Annotated in this window: 5 protein-coding genes (1 of these 5 running past the window's edge); all 5 read right to left on the bottom strand. The window is 66.4% G+C overall.

Features of this window, described 5'->3' with window-relative positions; all coding sequences use genetic code 11:
• Positions 1-20 precede the first annotated feature (20 nt).
• The gene (locus H7687_RS02125) at positions 21-2009 is read right to left on the bottom strand and encodes a preprotein translocase subunit SecA (RefSeq protein ID WP_183344603.1); all 1989 of its coding nucleotides are present in this window, start codon (positions 2007-2009) and stop codon (positions 21-23) included.
• Entirely contained in the window at positions 2002-4149 is a 2148-nt protein-coding gene (locus H7687_RS02120) for a PqqD family peptide modification chaperone (RefSeq protein ID WP_183344601.1), read from the bottom strand. The genes H7687_RS02125 and H7687_RS02120 overlap by 8 nt, the downstream gene beginning before the upstream one ends.
• Positions 4150-4158: 9 nt before the next feature.
• Complete coding sequence (locus H7687_RS02115) at positions 4159-6057, bottom strand: GAF domain-containing protein (RefSeq protein WP_183344600.1); 1899 nt, start codon at positions 6055-6057, stop codon at positions 4159-4161.
• Positions 6058-6061: 4 nt separating this feature from the next.
• Entirely contained in the window at positions 6062-6385 is a 324-nt protein-coding gene (locus H7687_RS02110; RefSeq protein ID WP_183344598.1) for a DUF3467 domain-containing protein, read from the bottom strand.
• Between the two features lie 247 nt (positions 6386-6632).
• On the bottom strand, positions 6633-18594 hold the 3' portion of the coding sequence (locus tag H7687_RS02105; protein WP_183344596.1) for a calcium-binding protein. The gene runs 17906 nt beyond the window's last position; 11962 of the gene's 29868 nt are visible here — the last part of the coding sequence; its start codon lies off the right edge, out of view; it ends in the stop codon at positions 6633-6635.

The following is an 18594-nucleotide window of genomic DNA, read 5'->3' as shown; positions in this document are numbered from 1 at the left end:
AAAGAAGAACATAAGCCTGTTTATTCTCCTTTGCCTGAAAAGGCCATGGTCTTTTCCGTTTGCTCGTCAAAGCGGAGCAGTTCGCTTCTGAGGTGGAAGTGGGCATTCTGCATCCAACGCTGCACCTCGTCGGAGAAAAGCCGGGCCACCACCCGACCCAACACGCCTTCACCACCACATCGACAGGCTACTAACCCCACCAGACTCTTGCTCCGCCTGCTGAAAATTTCGTCCTCGAAAGAAACCAGCGCCTCGTAACTCCCCGGATCGCCCTGCCTGCCACAACGACCGAAAAGCTGCCGGTCGATCCGCTTGGCGTCGTGCAACTCGGTGGCGATGACGTGCAGCCCTCCCAACTCCTTCACTCCCGGCCCCAGATGAATGTCGGTGCCGCGACCGGCCATGTTGGTGGCGACGGTCACCTTCCCGGCATGCCCCGCCTCGGCGATGATCTGCGCCTCGTTCTCGTCCTGCCTCGCGTTCAGCACCACGTGCTGCACCCCCGCCCGCCACAACCGCCTGCTCACTTCCTCGGAGGCCGCCACGGTCTTGGTTCCGATCAAGACGGGCCTGCCGCTTTCGTGCAGCTCCCGCACCCGCTCGCCCAAGGCGCGCCACTTCTCCTCGACGTTTTTGTAGTACCGGAAAGGAAGCGCCTTCCGAATCAGCGGCTTGTTGGTGCTCACCCTGACCACGTTCAGGCGGTACACGGACCAGAGCTCTCCGGCCACCTCGCGGGCGGTGCCGGTCATGCCGGCCAGATAACAGTAGCGGCGGAAGAAACGCTGGTAGCTGATCTTGGCGATGGTCTCGTTGCGCGGCGAGATGGCCAATCCTTCCTTTGCCTCGATGAGCTGGTGCAGCCCGAGTTCCCAGGAACGATCGGCCATGACCCGGCCGGTGTACTCGTCGATGATCTTAACCTTGCCGTCGTGCACCAGGTAGTCGCGGTCCAGCTTGAAGAGGTGCAGCGCCGAGAGTGCCTGGGTGATCAACTGCTCGCGGCGCCGCATCCCCTGCCACGCGCTCCCGAGGACGGCGGCGAGCAGCGCGATCAGCCCCTTGCCATCCTCGGTCAGTTCCAGGGTCCTCTTGCCGTGGTCGATGGTGAAATGGGCACCTTCATCGAAGCGGGTCGCCGCATCGATGGCGGCGTGGTACAACTCCTCGCCGTCTGCAACCTCGGAGCCGGGACCGGAGATGATGAGCGGCGTCCTCGCCTCGTCGATCAGCACGCTGTCGGCCTCGTCGACGATGGCGAACGGGAGCCCGCGCAATAAAAGGGCACTCTGCCCCCCCTTGCCGCACAGGCGCCGCACCGAAAGCTGGATGGGGCCGGGGCGGTTGCCCAGGGCGATGCGGTCCTTCAGGTAGTCGAAGACCACCTCCTTGTTGGTGCAGTAGGTGATGTCGCAGGCGTAGGCGGCGCGGCGCGAGGGGAGGTCCATGCCGGAGACGATGGTGCCGACGGAAAGTCCGAGGAACTCGTAGATGGGGCGGGTGATCCCGGCGTCGCGCCGGGCCAGGTAGTCGTTCACGGTGATCACGTGCACCGGGATGCCGGCCAGCGCCGCTGTGCAGGCGGCGAGCGTCGCAGTCAGCGTCTTCCCTTCTCCGGTCTCCATCTCGGCCACCATGCCGAGCAGCAGCACGAAGCCCCCCATGACCTGCACCGGATAGTGGCGCATGCCCAGGCGCCGGGACGCCACCTCGCGTACCAGGGCGAAGGCACGCACCACCAGGTCGCGCCGCAGCCCCGACTGGCGCAGCTGCGGCTTCAAACTGCGAGCGACGGCGGCAAGTTCGGCATCGTCCAGAAGGCGCATGGCCTCACCGGCCTGCTCCACCCGCTTGGCCAGGCGCCAAAGCCAAGACGGGCGCACCGTCGCCGCCAGGGGGAACCTCCCCAGTCCGGCGCGTAAGGCGTGTTCCAGGCGCGACTCGGTCAGCAGGTTCTCCGGGTAGTGGCCGTGCAGGCGCGCGGGTGGGAAGCGGTGCAGATCAAACATCGAAGCGCCTCATGAACAGTCGCCGTACCGAGCGGTAGCACTGGCTCGCCAGCGGCTCGGGCTGGAAGTTGAAGCGGACGTAGACGCGCTCGTTCACGCTCACCTCGTTGAGCGCCAGCGGGAGTTGGAGGTCGAGCTGGAAGGTCCGCTCGAAGGTCTTCACCTGGTCGCGGTCGGTGGGGTCGGTGGGGAGCCGTCCCCCTCCGGCGCTCCCCAGGGAGGTGGAGGGAAGCCGCTCCAGCCCGGCCGGGGTCTCGCGCAGCAAGGTCGCCGGGATGCTGCGGTCCAGCCGGCGCGACAGGCGCACCTCGATGGAACGGTTGCGGGTATGGATCAGGTCCAGGTCCGCCTGGGTCACCACCACCCGCACCGTCGGGCGATCCCCCTGCAGCACGAAGCCGACCACCTCCCCCTTCTGCAGGTGGCGCCCCGGCAGGTCGCTGTCGCGCTGCAGCACCAGTTTCCCCGCCACCGGGCTCACCACCTTGAGCCGCGCCAACTGCTCGTCGAGCCAGGCGATGCGCTCGCGCACCGGGACCATCTCCTCGGCGGTGATGCGCGCCTTGAGCCGGTCGGTGAAGAGCTCGGAGTCGCGGCGCGCCTTGAGCAGCGCCAGTTGCGCCGCCAGTACCTTGCGTTCCGCCTCCAGTTCGGGATCGTCGCTTTCCATGAGCGTCTGCCCCCGTCGCACCACGCTCCCCGGCAGGGCACTCACCTTGCGGATCAGGCCGCCGGCGCCGGCACGCAGCACCGACTCCTCGGGGACCCAGACCACTCCCTGCGCCCGGCTCCAGGAGGGGAAAGGAAGGGCGCAGAAAAGCGCGATGACGAGGGCGGCCGGGACCGCTGCGGTCCATGCCGCGCGCAGGCGCCGCTCGTACAGGGCGGGGTTGAAGCAGATGAAGTAGATTGCCTTCCCCAGCGGCAGGGCCACCATGGAGAAGAGCGCCCAGGCCCCAAGGATCACCCCGATGAAGAAGAACTTCTGCGAGATGAAGAGGACGATGCCGAGGTAGACGAAGATGCGGTAGATGAACGAGGTCCCGAAATAGCTGAGCAGCCAAAACGGCTCGCCGGGCGCCAGGTGCGGCGGCTCCAGCTTCTCCAGGCCGAACAGGTGGTGCTGCACCAGGTACGCCGCGTAACGCTGGCCGCGCTGCCCGAGGTTGGGGATGGCCAAAAGGTCGGAGAGGATGTAGTAGCCGTCGTAGCGCAAGAGCGGGTTGCCGTTGAAGAAGATGGTGGAGACGCCGCCGATGAACATGGCGTTGAACAGGGCGGAGCGCAACAACCCCGGCTCGACGCAGAGCCAGAGCATGAGCGCCAGCGAGGCGATGAACAATTCCGCCATGATCCCCGCCGCGCTGACCATGGCGCGCCGCCCGCGCTGGGGGAAGGCCGAGGCGGCCGAGGCGTCGACGTAGGGGACCGGGATCAGCACCAGGAGCATGATGCCCACCTCGTGCACCTCGCCCCCCCACCGCTTGACCGCGAGCGCGTGCCCGATCTCGTGGCAGAGCTTGACCAAGGGGTACACCGCCCAGAGCAGCGCGATGTTGTGCATGGAGAGCACCCGGTCCAGCACGTCGTGCGAGAGCTCGGCCCGGTGCCCGATGGCGAGCGCCGCGCCGGCGAGCACCACGGCGAGCCAGATGACCGCGCTCACGGGACTGAAGATGGCCCGGGAGAGCGGCTGCAAGAGGTCCAGGAGGCGGTCCGGGTCGAAGAGCGGGAAGCGCCAGGAAAGGGGCGACAGGAGCGTCTGGCGCAGCTTCCCCTGGCGCAGGTTCTCGCCGCGCTGGAACAGTTCGCGGGTGTCGGGCGGGATGTCGCACAGGAGCACGTCGGCGGAGTGCAGCTGCGCCAGCAGCCGGAGCAGGTCGTCCTGGGTGGGGGCGTCGTCGCCGAAGCTTTCGACGGAGAGTTTCCAGAGTTCCTCGACGCTCCTTTTGCCGTCCATGAGCCCGATGACGTGGTAGACCACCGGGCTGAAACGGTAGAGCTGCCCGGTGACATGGTTCTGCAGCACGAACCACACCTCGCCCCGGTAGTCGTGCCGGTGCAACTGGGCATGGCGGCGCAGCCGGGGCTGTAGCCGGCAGATGCGATACCACGATGAGCTGAAGAGCTGTTGGGTCATCTCGTCCCCCTAGGGGAGCCAGGACCACGCCCACAGGCGCAGCCAGTCGAACATCTCGTGGGTCCAGATCCAGAAGAGCAGGCGCCGCTCCACGAAGATCTTGCCCACCCCCTCCATGCCCGGCCTGATCCTGGCGCTGAGGCGATCGAGCGAGGCCTCGACCAGGAACTGGTTCTTCCCTTCCACGGTCATGGCGATGGGGGTGATCTTCCTGACCGTGATGGGGAAGTCGCTGTCGGGAAGGGAGTTGAGCACCAGCTTGCCCCGCTGCCCCGGCTTCAGGTCGGAAACGCGCTGCTCGTCCACGTGCAGCCGGACCCGGTAATCCTGCAGGGGCGCCACCTCGAAGAGGACCTTGTTCCGGTCCACCGGCGCACCCAGCGACTGGCTGAGATCCCCCGAAAGCACCACCGCGTCGAAGGGGGCGGTGAGGCGGGAGCGGCCGAGCTGCTCGTCCAGGAGTTTCAGCTGGGTCCGCGCCTGCTCCAGTTGCTGTTTCAGCACCCGCATCTGCACGGTGTCGCCGTTGGCCAGCGCCTCGCGGTACTGGCGCGAGTACTGCTCGGAAAGGCTGTAGGTCTTCAGGCGCTCCAGGCGCTTCTCGCGGTCGTCCAGACGGGCCAGCGGCGCCCCCTTGCGCACCACGTCGCCCGGACGTGCCGGCGCCTCGGCGATGAATCCGTCGTAGGGTGCGGTGATGGCGCGCACCACGGATCCTTCCATGGTGGTCTTAGCCGAGATCCGGTAATCGCCCTTGGCCACGCAGAAAAACGCAACCAGCGCCAGGAGCAGCACGAAGCCGGTCTTGTAGACCAGGTGCCCCCGCCCGAAAAGTTTCCCCAACTGGTCGCCGGCCGCGGCGGCGGCATGTACGATCACGGGTCGGTCCAGCCGCAGCTTCTCCTCGAGGATCGGCCCCACCACCGCGGCCACCACCTCGCACAGTTCGATCTCGTGCGGGGTGAACGGGGTGGCGAGCGGCCGCTCCAGGGTGATGGCGCCCAAGCCCTTGCCCTGCGAGTCGAAGAAGGGAACGGTGCAGATGGCCCGCTCCCCCTCGCCGGCTGACATTTCGCCATGCACCCGGCAGACCACGGCGCCTCCCCCTTCCGGTGCGGGCAGGGCCACCGAGCGTTCCTGGTCCAGGCTCTCGTCCATGGCGGCGGCGACGGCACGGACCTGGTTCATGCGCTCCTTGAACTGCGCACTGTGCGAGAGGGCGCGCACCTTGACGTGACGCCCCTTGACGAAGCCGATACTGACCCGGTCCGCCTGGAGCCTGGTGGCGAGGAGGGTGGCGAAGGAAGAAGCCGCGGCGCTGAACCGCGGCTCCTCCAGCACCCCCGCCACGAACTCGAGGGCGCCGGATACGCGCTCGTTGGCCTGGCGGGCCAGCAGTATCTCGCGCTTGAGCATCCGGCTCTCGATCCAGGAGGTGCCCCACTGCAGCTGGCGCATGGCCACCTGGAGCGCGTCGCCGCTGCGCTGCGTGATGCGCAGCGCCATGACGCCGAAGATGCGCTCGGCGCTCAGCACCGGGAATGCGATGCAGAGCAGGGGCTCGGTGTTGAGCGGCCCCACCGCCTCGCCGCCGTCGCGGATCACCACCCCCTTGCGCTCCTTGGCCGCCCGCTCGATGACGGCGGTGTGCTTCAGCGTTTCGGCGCCGCTGGCGGGCCAGACGGCGACCGGGACGAAGGGGGCGTCCTCCCCCTGGGAGAGGACCACGACGCCGGTCCTCACGCCGGAGATGATCTTCGACATGAGCTGCAGCCACGCGCTGCAGAACTCGATGTCCGAGGCCTCGTCCACCAGGTAGGACCAGAGCGAGGGATCGCTGTAGGCGGCCCAGCTTTCGTCGCCGGGGGGGCGGACCGGATGCACGGAAGGAAAAGGTTTGTCGGGCATGGCGCTATTTCTCCGTCTGGATGGCGTGGCTGATGCTCAGTTCCCCGAAGCGGGCCTCGTACTGGCCGACCACGTGCTCCAGGAGTTTGCACAGCCGCTTCGCGGCGTAGGGGCTGAGGATGATCCGGTTGCCGAGCTTCACCGTTACCTCCTGCTGTCCCGCGTAGAGGGTCTGGTTGGTCCCGAAAAGCAGGGTCACCTCCTCGCGGGTGCTGGTCACGTTGCAGACGTTGGCGTAGCTGGTCCCCATGGCACTGTCATCCCACTTGACGACCGGGACGTTGGTTCCGGTTCCGGCGGTTTCGTCCTTCTTGTCCTTGTCAGCCATAAGCCCTCCTGTTCCACATTATGATTCAGCTTCTGCATTGCTCCCATCTTTCAACAATTTCTCCCTTTCCCGAGGTCCCCTCTCCCCAGGTTCCCTCTCCCTCCGGGAGAGGGTGCCCGAAGGGCGGGTGAGGGAGGTGTCTGCAAGGAAATCCCCTCACCCTGGCCCTCTCCCAAAGGGAGAGGGGATGACAGGCTCCCCCTCCCGTCAAGGGAGGGGGAGAGAATCCCTCCAGTTGCCGCCGTGCTTACAGATTGACCACCCAACCCGGCAACCCGGCCGGATGTTTCGGGCTCCGGGTCCAGTCCACCACCGGGGCACCGGCGTGCTTGCCGCCCAGTTCAGCAGCCGGGACGAACCGGCCGCTGTTCTCGTCGTAGAGCAGCGCCTCGTACTGGTAACCCGCCACCGTCGCGGTCTCGCGTTCACCCGCATCCAGCGTCGGTGCCATCACGGCATCGTCACCGGTCAACAGATGCGGGACGCCCAGCGCGTGCCCCATCTCGTGCACCACCACGGTCAGGAGGTCCATGTTGCCGGCGGCTGCGCTGTCGCTCCTGGCCACCAGGTCGCCGCTGTCGTTTCTGACGAACTCGGCGCTGTCCTCGGGGGTGCCGTCCACGAACCAGCCGTAGCCGGCCGCGTCACGGTCGAGGTAGATGGTGTCGCCCACCCGCTGCGCCAGGGTGAGGCCGTCCAGGTCCGCCACCACGAACTTCAGGTTCTGCAGTCCGGCCACCGCCTGATCGTCGAGTTGCAGCGCGATCTTCCAGTACTCGACGGCCACCGGGATGATGGGTGCCAGGCTTTCGGCGCTGAGGACGTCGCCGCCACCCGCCTGTGCCGCATCGGCAGGCGCCGCCGCCATCATGGCCTGAACGGTGGTGAAGGCCGGGTCGTCGGTCTTGACGGTGAAGCTGTCGAAGTAGCCGGTGCCGCCTTGGGCGAAGAGACCTGCTTTGCCGTCGACGGCAAGGGCGTTGTAGGTGTAGCCCAGCACCGCCTGGGTGTCGACGGTCACGCTGACCGTGGTCCCCTTGATGGTGACGCCCAGGGTGTGGTCGCCGGCGGTCAGGGGCCGGGAGATCCTGGTGTCGATGACCAGGTTCCCCTTCTGCACGTGGCCGATCACCACTTCCTTGGTAGTCGCGTTGTATGCGGCGAACTTGTAGTTGTCGGTGCCGTAGGCGTCGAACACCACGCCCGCCGTGCCGCTGGAATGGAGCTTGGTTTCAAGGACCAGCACCGAGGACGCGTTCAGCGAGAAGGTGCCGGCCGCGGCGCCCGCCGCCTGGCTCAGGTCGACGAGGTTCACCGCCGGGGCGGTGCCGGCCGGGGCGGCCGTGTAGTAGCCGCCGGAAGTGGTCCAGGTCCCGCTCTTCTGACCGGTGAAGAGGGCCGGGGCGGCGTCGAAGGTTTCCGTGCCGGTGTAGGTGAAGACCGGCGCCAGTTTCTGGACCGCGACGTTATCGAAGTACCCCTTGGCCCCCACGCTCCCCATGCCGATCATGCCGTAGTTGAGGCCGAAGCTCATGCCGTCGACGACGCGCGCCGCGAAGGCGTAGCTGAACAGCTTGGCGTTGTCCAGAAGCAGCGTCGCCGTGGTGCCGTTCACCGCCACCATGAGGTTGTAGGTGCTGTTCGGCTTCACCTGCAGCGGGGTCTGGGCGTCGACCACCCAGCCGCTGGAGGTGCGGTGCCCCATCTCGAACTTGTTGGTCGAGATGTTCACGCCGGCGAACTTGTAATCGGTCGGGCTGACATAGTCGAAGATGATGTAGGCGTTCGCCTTCCAACCGGCCGTCGGCTTGTCCACCTTCAGGGTCGCCAGCACTTCGTAGTAGTTGGGGAGGTACTGGCCGACGTCGTACACCGCCACCGCGTCGGTGGCGCTGCTGGTCGCCTCGACCCTCAAGCTGCTGTTGACCACGCTCCACTTGCCGCTGTCGGCGAAGAAGGCCTGGGTGCTGCCGTTGTTGAAGTCGGAGCTCCTGATCACGTCGCGCTTGCCGCCCGGGATGTTGCCGGGCTGAACGTCACGCGGCGCGCCGGTCTGTTTCTGCCAGTCCGGATCCTGCTGCCGCACCATGCCCAGTTCCGCGTACGGTTCGCCCTGACGGGCAGAATCGCTGATGCCCTGGACCAGGGTCTGGTCCGAACCGTCACTCTTCGCAAGGGCCAGCAGGTATTCGGGAAGCTGCGGCTGCAGCGTACGGCTGATGGTGGCCAGACCGAAGGGCGCGAACGGCACCAGGTAGCTGTTGAACTCGCCCACCCAGTCGATCAACCGGTCGCCGCCGGTGTTGGCGATCAATACGTCGCGGCCAGCGCCGCCGTAGGCGATGTCCTCGTAGGAGGCGTCGGTGTCCGGCGCGTTGTTGAGGCCCGAGGCGGTGCCCTGGTTGTCGTCGGCGCTCAGGAGGTCGTCGCCCCAGCCGCCGTAGAGGTGGTCCTTGCCGCTGCCGCCCACGATCCAGTCGTTGCCCAGGTCACCGAAGATGGCATCGTCACCGTCGCTGGAATAGTTGTTAGCGGAGCGGCTGTCGATGACGCCTTCGCTCGCGTCGAAGTTGAGGAACCACTGCGATCCGCCGCTGGCAGCCAGGGTGCCGTCGCTGTTGAGGCGGATCTGCCGCATCGGGTTGTATTCGTCGTAGAGCCCGAAGGTGGTCTTCACCGCGTCGTACTGCAGGGCGTTGCCCGGGTTGAACGGGTGGAAGTAGTCGCTCTGCACGATGGTGTTGCCGGTGGCCGGGTTGACCAGGTAGGAGACCGGCAGGGCCTCGGCGCCGGAGATGGCGTCGTCGCCCGCGCCGCCGTGCAGGAAGTCGCTGCCCAGGCCGCCGTAGATGATGTCATCGGCGCCGGACGGGTCGTAGAGCGGATCCTGCGATGCGGACGGGTCGAGGTTGAACGGCGTCAGGTCGGCCGTTTTCTTCAGTTCGCCCGACTCGTTGATGGTCGACTGCTGCATCCGGCCCGGTGTGTAGATGGTCTGGTTCACGTTGACCGTGCCGATGCCGTAGAGCGGCTCGTTGACGCTTGCGCTGTTGCGGCTGGTGAAGATGCGGCCGTCGTCGCCCAGGATGCCGTCATCGCCGTTGCCGCCGGAGATCCAGTCGTTGCCGTAGCCGCCGATCAGGTCATCGTCCTGGCCCTCGCCGAAGAGGACGTCGTTCCCCTTCATGCCGTAGATGAAGTCGTCGCCGGATTCGCCGTGGATTTCGTCCGCCGCGCCGATGTCGTCGGCCGCGGCCGGGTCGTAGCCCGCGCCGCCCGGGGTGTAGTCGAGCAGGGAGGCCGCGCGCGGCACGATGAAGGCCGTGGTGCTGTAGTTGTCGTAGTTGAACTTGAGGAAGCTGCTCCCCGCGGTCCCGTTGGTCCCGACGATGCGGAAGATGTCGCCGTTGTCGCCCAGGATCATGTCGGAGTCGGCGGCATGGCCGGTGACCGAGGAGTCGCCCCCGTTGAGCCTGCTGATGTCGGTCCCGGCACCGCCGAAGATGGTGTCGGAGCCGTCCGGGCGCTGGCTGGCGTCGGTCAGGCTGAACAGGTCGGAGCTACCGCCCACGATGTCGTCCTGGCCGAGGTTGCCGAAGATGACGTCGTTGCCGCCGTTACCTTCGATGTAGTCGTCGCCGTCATCGGCCCCTTCGACGGAGGGGTTGTCGAGCGCGTGGGTCACGGCGTTGCGGCTGGTGCCCACGGTGATGTCGATGGAGCCGTCGCCCTGGATGGTGTCGTCGCCCAACTGCCCGAAGATGAGGTCGTTGTGGCCACCGCCGGCGATGTAGTCGTTACCGAAGGTGCCGGCCTCGGTGGTCGCGCTGTGGTCGTAGAGGGTGATGTCACGCTTGGAGCTCCCCTGCGGGTCTGCGGCCCAGTCGTCATCCACGGTTACCGTGCCGTCTGCGTTGTAGAGGGTGGTGCCGGCAAGGGCCCGGATGCGCGGATCGAGCAGGTCGGCGCGGCGCAGGATGTTGGCGTTGTCGCCGGCGATCTCGTCGTTGCCGAGGCCGCCGTCTAGGTGGTCGCCCGTGTCGCTGCCGGCTGCTACGTTGTGGCCGCCGATGATGTCGTCGTCACCCGCGCCGCCGTAGATGGTGTCGTCTCCTTGGCCGCCGACCAGGATATCTTCGCCGGCCTCGCCGTAGATGGTGTCGTTGCCGCCCTGGTCGGTGGCGAGCGTCGCCTCGGAGCTGAAGGTGAACGGTTTGTCCACGACTTCCAGCGGGAGGGCGGATGCCACGACACCGCCGCCGGCGCCTGCCTTGGCCCTGATTTCGCCGTGGTCGCCGAAGACCAGGTCGTTGCCGCCACCGGCGTGGATGGTGTCGCCGAGGGCGCCGCCGATGATGAAGTCGTTGCCGGTGCCGGTGGTGAGGTCGTCGACGCCGCCCAAGTCGGTGCGGTACTCGTCGATGAGGTCGATGTCAGCGGGGTTGCCATCGTCAGCGAAGGCGACGAAACCGTTGTCACCGATCACCACGTTGCTGCCGTCACCCGCCATGACGGTGTCGCCGTCCAGGCCGGCCAGCACCAGGTCATCGCCGCTGCCGGTGGTGATGTCATCCACCCCGCCGTCGTCCTGCTGCAAGGTCTCGACGGTGGCGATGGTCATCGGGATGCCGGAGATTTGCGGTGCATCCTGGGTCGCGCCAGTGATCTGGCCGTTGTCGCCGATGACCACGTTGCTGCCACTGCCGGCCTTGATGATGTCGCCGAAACGCCCGCCGATGATGATGTCGTTGCCGGAGCCGGTGGTGATTTCGTCTATGCCGCCCTCGGCAGTCATGGACGCGCTCTTGATCAGGTCGATGTCGCTGGTGGAACCGTCGCCGACCACGAAGTCGACCTTCCCTTCGTCGCCCAGGACGATGTTGTTGCCGTCGCCAGCCTTCAGCTTGTCGCCGGCCTGGCCGCCCAGCACGATGTCGTTGCCGGAGCCGGTAGTGAGGTCGTCGATGCCGCCATCGTCGGCCTGCTGCGTCTGGATCAGGGTCGGCTTGCCGGCGCTGTAGTCGATGCTGCCGCTGTCGCCGATGACGATGTTGTCGCCGCCGCCGTCGTTGAGCGTGTCGCCGAAGCGCCCGCCTATGACGGTGTCGTTGCCGGTGCCGGTGGTGAGGTCGTCGATGCCGCCCTCTGCCGTCATGGAGGTGCTGACGATGGAGTCGAGGGTGGTCAGGTCGTGGTCGGCGGAGAAGTCGATGGTGCCGTGGTCGCCGAGCACGATGTTGTTGCCGTTGCCGGCTTTCAGTTCGTCGCCGGACTGGCCGCCGATGATGATGTCGTTGCCGGTGCCGGCGGTCACCTTGTCGACGCCGCCTTGGGCGAAGTCGGTGCTCTCGATCTTGGCGATGCTGCCGCCGCTCAGGGTGATCTTGCCGAGGTCGCCGATGACCACGTTGTCGCCGTCGCCGATGGTGATCTCGTCGCCGGCCTGCCCGCCCAGGACGATGTCATTGCCGGAACCGGCGGTCACGGTGTCTTCGCCGCCATCGCTGGCGTCGCTGGTCTGTACCAGGGTCATGACGCCGCCGGTGAGGGTGATGTTGCCGAAGTCGCCTAGCACCACGTTGTTGCCTACGCCGGCCTTGAGGGTGTCGCCGGAGGTGCCGCCGAGGATGACGTCGCTGCCGCCGTTGCCGGAGATGTCGTCCACGCCGCCGGTGGCTGCGCTACGGGTGGTGATGTAGGTCGGGGCGAGCACCTCGCCGTCGGTCTGGCGGAACGGCACGTCGTTGGTATCGATTTCGTCGTCGGCCGGCTGCAGTGTGTCGCGCTCGGAGAGCCCGAGGCCCAGGCGGGTCACCAGGGTGCCGGAGTCGTTGCGGTAGTCGACGCGGCCGAGGTCGCCGAAGATGATGTCGTTGCCCGAGCCGCCCTCGATGAGGTCGCCGCCGGCGCCGCCGAAGATGACCAGCGGCAAGGTGGAGGTAGAGGCGTGAACATGGTCGTCGCCCGCCTCGGTGTTGACGTTGAAGAAGCCGTCGGTGCCCGCGGTCAAGGTCACCGTCACGTCGTCGTTACCCGCGCCGGTGTTGAGGGTGGTCACGGTGCGGAAGCCATCGGCGCGGATCATGGTACCGGTCACGGTGAAGGTGTCGCTCCCCGAGCCGAGGAAGATCTCGAGGTTTTCCAGTCCGCCGTAGGTGATCCCGGTGCTCCCCATGCCCAGGCCGGTCAGGGTGGTTGCGGTGAGTGCGCCGGTCTGGTCCGCGGTCGCGTAGTCGTTGTAGACCGTGGTGATGTCGACCTGGCTGGTCTCGTCGACGAAGAAGTTGGGCGAGAGGTGCGACAGCGCGAAGGTGCTGGTGCCCGCAGTCGGTGTGCCCCATTCCCATGCCGGCATGGTCGGGCTTTGCAGGGTCAGGAAGGTCTGGGTCGCGTCGTCGGGGTTGCTCTCGACGCCGGTGATCTGCCAGAAGCGTCCCTCGCCGGGGCCGCCGCTGATTTCCAGGGTCTGCCCTACCAGGTCGTTCAGGTCGCTCTCCACGCCCTGCAGCACGGCGGTGCTGACGGTCATGCGGTCGGTGAGGCCGGTCACATGGTTGAAGCCGAGCACGTCGCCCACCGTCGGGAGGACGTTGGTCTCACCCGGCAGCATGACCGGGGTACCCAGGCCGCCGGCGGATCCGGTCCCGGCGGCGCCGCTGATGTAGAGGGCGCCCTGGATACCGGTCAGGGTGTGGGTGGCGGTGAGGGCCGGGATGAGGACGGTGCTATCCTGCTTCACTTCCGGTACGTCTTGGGAGACGTAGAAGCGGTCGGAGCCGAGGCCGCCGTAGAGGCTCGTGCTGGTGCCGGTGTGGGTGCTGAGCACCCAGAACTCGTCGTTGCCTTCGGCCGCGTCGATCTCGACCTCCTCGACCGCCGTGTAGTCCGCCGTGACGCCCATGCCGTAGATGCGGTCTTCGGTCACCGCGATCTTGTCGGAGAATTCGGTGCCGATCACCTGGAGCTTGTCGTTGCCGTCGCCGCCGTCGATGTGGACCGGCGAGTTGAGCGTGTACAGGACGTAGTCGGTGCCGCCTTCACCGCTCAGGTCGGTCGTGTGCGAGCCTTCCAGGGCGAAGGCGCGGATGGTGAAGGTATCGTCCCCGTCGCCCCCCTTCAGCGTCAAGTCGGCGGTGTTGTGGAACACGGTGAAGTGGTCGTTGCCGTTGTTTCCCTCGATGGTGGTCGCGTAGCTGATGCCGTTACTGAGGTATCCGCGGGTGGTGCTCACGGTATCGAAGACGTCCTTGCCGTCGAGACCTGCCGCCGCGTCACGCTTGGACTTGAAGATCTGCCCCACCTGGAAGGTATCGGCGCCTTCGCCGCCGCGGATGGTGGTCGCGGTCCAGTTGTCGTCCACGGTCACGTGGTCGTCGCCGGCCGCCGTGTCGAGGGTGAGGTGTTCCAGCGCCTTGTTGTAATTGACCCGTTCCACCTGGGCGACCGGGTCGCCGTGCAGGGCCGCCACGAAGGCCACGCCGGCCGGGTAGTCGTTCTTGCTTGCGCGCAGCAGGAAGTCATCCTGCGTCCCCGTGCCATTGACCGTCAGGGTATCGGTGCCGGCGGCGCCGCTGTCGAAGACGTTGACCAGGTAATCGGTGCTGCCGCCGGTCACGTTGACCGTGTAGGTGTCGCTGCCGGCCTCGCCGTCGAGGTTGACGCTGTCGCGCACGCCGTCCGCGTCACCGTCTGCCAGCGAGTGCAGCGTGTCGACGGTGATGGTGTCGTCGCCCTCGCCCCCCTTAACGTTGGTCATGCCGCTCGCGGCGTTGATGGTGACGATGTCGTTGCCGCCGCCGGTGTAGAGGTTGGTGAGCTCGGTGTGGGTCTCGTTGACGGTGAAGTTGTCGCCGCCGGAACCGAGGGAGACGTTCAGGGTCTCCATGGTGCCGTAGGTGATGGTGCCGCCCATGCCGAGGCCGGCCAGGGTGGTGCCGGTGAGCGTGCCGCTGTTCGGCAGCGTGTCACCGGTGTCGTCGATGTTGAGCGTGTCGCCGCTCGTGCCGTTCCCCTGCCCGTCGATGGTCAGGCCGGCGGCGATGGCGTTCACATTGCCGCCGGTGGACGGGGCGGTGCTCCCGACGTTGATGGTGTCGTCGGCCGCACCGGTCTGCACCGCGGTGATCCCCGCCACGGACTTGATGTTGACGGTGTCGGCGCCGTCCTCGGTTTTCAGGCTGGTGTTGCCGCCGTGGGTGCTGTCGATGGTGAAGGTGTCGCCGCCGGAACCGAGGTCGATGTTGACGCTTTCAAGGGCGCTGTAGCTGATCCCCTTGGAGGCGTCATCGGCCGCCATCCCCAGGCCGGTCAGCTGGGTCCCGGTCAACGTGCCAGTGTTGGCCGCGCTGTCCCCGGTGTCGTCGACGTTCATGGTGTCGCTGCCCAGGCCGCCCGCCACGGTGAGAAGCTCCGCGATGGAGTTGACATTGCCGCCGGAAAGGGTCGGTGCCAGCGAGCCGACGTTGATGGTGTCGTTGTCGGCGCCGGTGTCGATGGAGGTCCCGGCGTGGATGGCGCGCACGTTGACCGTATCGCCGCCTGCGCCGGTGTTGATGGTGGTGGCACCGTGCGTGTCGTAGACGTGGACCGTGTCGGCGCCGCCGTCGGTGGTCAGGTTGGTGGCGCCGCCGTGGGTATCGGAGATGGTGAAGGTGTCGCCGCCGCTGCCCAGCGCCACGTTGACGGTTTCCAGCGTGCCGTAGGTGATGCCGCCGGTGCCGAGGCCGGTGAGCGTGGTGGCGGTGAGCGTGCCGGTGTTGTCGGTCGCGTCGCCGCTGTCGTCGACGTACATGGTGTCGCTGCCGTCGCCGCCGTTCACGGTGAGCGCCGAGGTTACGTTGTTGACGGTGCCGCCGGAGTGAGTGGGAGCCAGGCTGCCGACGGTTACGGTGTCGTCGCCGTCGCCGGCGTTGACCGTAGTCACGCCGTAGAGGGCCTTGATGTTGACGGTATCCGCATCGTTGCCGGTGTTGATGGTGGTGCTGCCATTGAGGCTGGTGACGTTCACCGTGTCTGCGCCGGCATAGGTGTTGATGGTGGTGGACGTGCCGCCGGTCAGGGTCACGTTGACGGTGTCGTTGTCGGCGTTGCCGTTGACGGTGAGGGAGGCTGCGGCGACCGAGCCGAGCAGGTTGATGGTGCTCCCGGCGGCATCGACGCTGCCGTAGTCGCCGTTGAGGATGACCGCGCCGGCGGAGCTGATCGAGCTACCCGAGGCGAGGGTCACGTTGTCGCCCGCGTTCAGGGTGACGCTGGAGCCGGTGATGGTGACACCGCTGTTGACGGTGAGGTCGTCGCCGGCCGCCGCGTTCTCGGTTGCGGTCAGGGTGACACTGCCGGTATCGGAGATGTTCTCGGAGACCGTGATCGGGCTGAGGGCGGTGACGCTGACCGTCCCGGAGGCGGTGATGCCGGCCACGGAGCTGATGCCGCCGACGGTGAGGCCGCCGTCGTTGACGAGCCACAGACCGCCCGTGATGCTCCCCTCCAGGTAGGAGACTTCTGTTTCAATGGCGTTGGTCGAGGTGCCCACGCCCGCGCCAGCCACGAGGACGATGCCGTTGGCCACGATGTCGGTGAGGTCGCCGTCGGAATCATCCAGGATGGCGCCGGCCGCGGTCAGGAAGACGTTGCCGGTGGTGGAAAGGGCAGCGTCGAGGAGCAGGTCGCCGGTAACCTCGGTGATGTAGATGTCGCCGCTGGCGGAGGTGGCCAACAGGCCGGAGAGGATGTCGAGGTAGTTGCCGCTGGTGCCGATGCCGCCGCTAGGCAAGAGCGTGATGACGTTGCCGGAAACGTCGCTGGCCGCGTCGTTGGCGGCATCGAAGATGGAGCCGTTCACGGTGGCAAGGGTGATGTCACCGGTATCGGTGGAGATGAGCCCCACACGCATGTGGCCCGCGCTCTCGGTGAGGGTGATGTCGCCGCTGGTGGTCGAGATGAAGAGCATGCCGGTGCCGGCGATATCTGTGTTCCCGGTGATGTCGGCGTCAGTCGCGGCCACCGTGATGCTGCCGCCGGCAGAGATGGAAGTCAGGTTGATCTGGCTGTGCTCGTTCGTGGTCTGCCAGACGTACCGGTACTTGTTACAGGGTTCGCACCAGACCTTTTGTGTCGTGCCGTTGGGGGAGACGCCTTGGCTGAAAAGGAGATCGACGTTGCCGGTGGCCGACGAGACGCCGCTGATGTTCAGCGTGAGATCGCTGCCATCGGTCACCACCCCGTTCAGCTTGGCGTACAGGTCGCCGTAGCTGTTAAGCGCCATGGTCGTAGTAAGGGAGTCTCCCTGCACCAAGTCGAGGTTCAGGCGATTGATGCTGGTCCCGATCTGGCCGTCGTCAGCATCGATGTCGTAGACCCGCGACTGCAAGAGGCTCCAGTAGCCCTTGGAGAAGATGTCGCCGCCGCTGCCGCTGTTGTGGACGATGGTGGTCCCCAGCGGGTTCTCGATCCAGCCGTTGAAGTAGACGTCCGAGGCGCCGCTGTTCTCGATGTCGATGATGGTCGACCCGAGGCTGGTGGTCACCGTGTAGGTGAAGCCGGTCTTGTTGGCCACCGCGATGGTCAGGTCCGGCGCCGACTTGTTCTTGTTCCAGACCTGCACGTCGTTCATCACCAGGTCGTAATCGGACTGGTTGGTGATGTCCAGTTCCTCGAAGGCGTCCTTGAAGTGGAAGGTCGCGTTGCCGATGATCTTGCCGGTGCTCGACTCGATCAGCACCTTGCCGGTGGAGTCGTTGATGATGTCCGCGACCACAAAGCGGTGATTCACATCATCCTTGGTGACGTGCACGTTGCTGGAGGCGTCCACGTTGTAGGCGGCATCGATGAACAGGTACGGGTCGGGCGGCCCCAGGATGGTGACGTAGGAGTTGAATTCCACCGAGGTCTCGCCAATGTTGGTGCGGGATTCGGCCCCCAGGTAGACCGTTTCCACCGCGGTCTGCGTCACGTGCTGGACCCAGTCCATGATGTCCTCGCAGACCTCGTCGCCGTCGGCCAGGCCGAAGGTGAAGATCTCGACGATCACGCTGCAGGCCTCGCCCACTTTTTCCCATACCCACTCGATGACCGTGTTGGACGTCGCCGTCGCCTCGCGGACCCAGTCGTTGGTCCCCTGCGGAGAATAGGCATAGACATGCAGGTCCTTGGTGGTCAGTTTCGAGCCGGCTTCCGTCTTCACCTTGGAGTTGGCATCGATGCTGTTGTTGGTGGTGGCGATGGTCTGGCCGGCGATGCCGCCCCCGATGAGGGCGTCCGCGTCGGTTTTCGAGGTGAAGGAATCCTGCTGGGCCCGCAGTTCCATATCGAGGTAGGCGGTCAGGTCGGCGTTGGCGCCGATCAGCACCTCGGAGGTGGAGCGGATGTCCACCTTGGCGGTCGCGTCGATGTTGCTGTAGAGCAGGGTGACGGTGGCGTTGGCATAGGCGGTGGATTCGGCGTAAACGGAGAGGTCGTTGGATTTGACCTCGATGTTGGCCACTTCGGCCGTGGTGTAGGTACCCACCCACGCCTTGGTTGAGCCGGTCAGCATCCCGACGGTCGCGTGCGCCACTGCCTCGGAGATGCCGTTGATGGTGGAACTCTGGTGTGCGTTGGCGTTCATGGTCCCGCTGCTCTCCGCCAGGACCCTGAAGGTGCTGTTGATCCCCTCGACCTCGTTGTAGTTGCCCACCTTGGCCCAGGTGTTGTTGCTGTTGATGGTCAGGGTCGCCGTGGCGGTGCCGAAGGATGCCACGCCGCCGCTGGTGCCGATGGCGTCTACGTCGCCGTCGTTGTCGGATGATGCGTGTACCTTGGTCAGGGTGTCGGCGCTGAAGTGGGTCCGGTCGACGCTGTTGCCGTTGCCGGTCTCGGCGACGGTGTCGTTGTCGATGGTGGCGGTCGCAGTGGCCCCGCCGATGGCAATCCCGCCGAAGACCTGCCCGGTGGCGTAGGCCTTGGCGTCGTTGTGGGACAGGGCGTCGAGGGCGATCTCACCGTCGGTCGTGGCGCTGCCCGCGTCGAGGTCAGAGCGTTCACCAACGCTCGCCTTGGTCCAGGAATCGACGTTGACGCTCGCGCTGGAGCCGCTGGCGCCGATGAGGGCGCCAGCCGAGTTCTCGGCGTAGGCGCTGGTCTGCTCGGTGGTGAGCTCGGCGCCGGCGTCGTTGTAGTTGTTGTAGGCCTGGACGTAGATGTCGTCCCCGGCATTGAGGTCGTCATCCCCG

It is taken from the genome of Geomonas paludis (assembly GCF_014193585.1).
Lineage (GTDB): Bacteria > Desulfobacterota > Desulfuromonadia > Geobacterales > Geobacteraceae > Geomonas > Geomonas paludis.
Note: the sequence above shows the minus strand (reverse complement) of the source record. Positions and strands in the feature narration are given on the sequence as shown.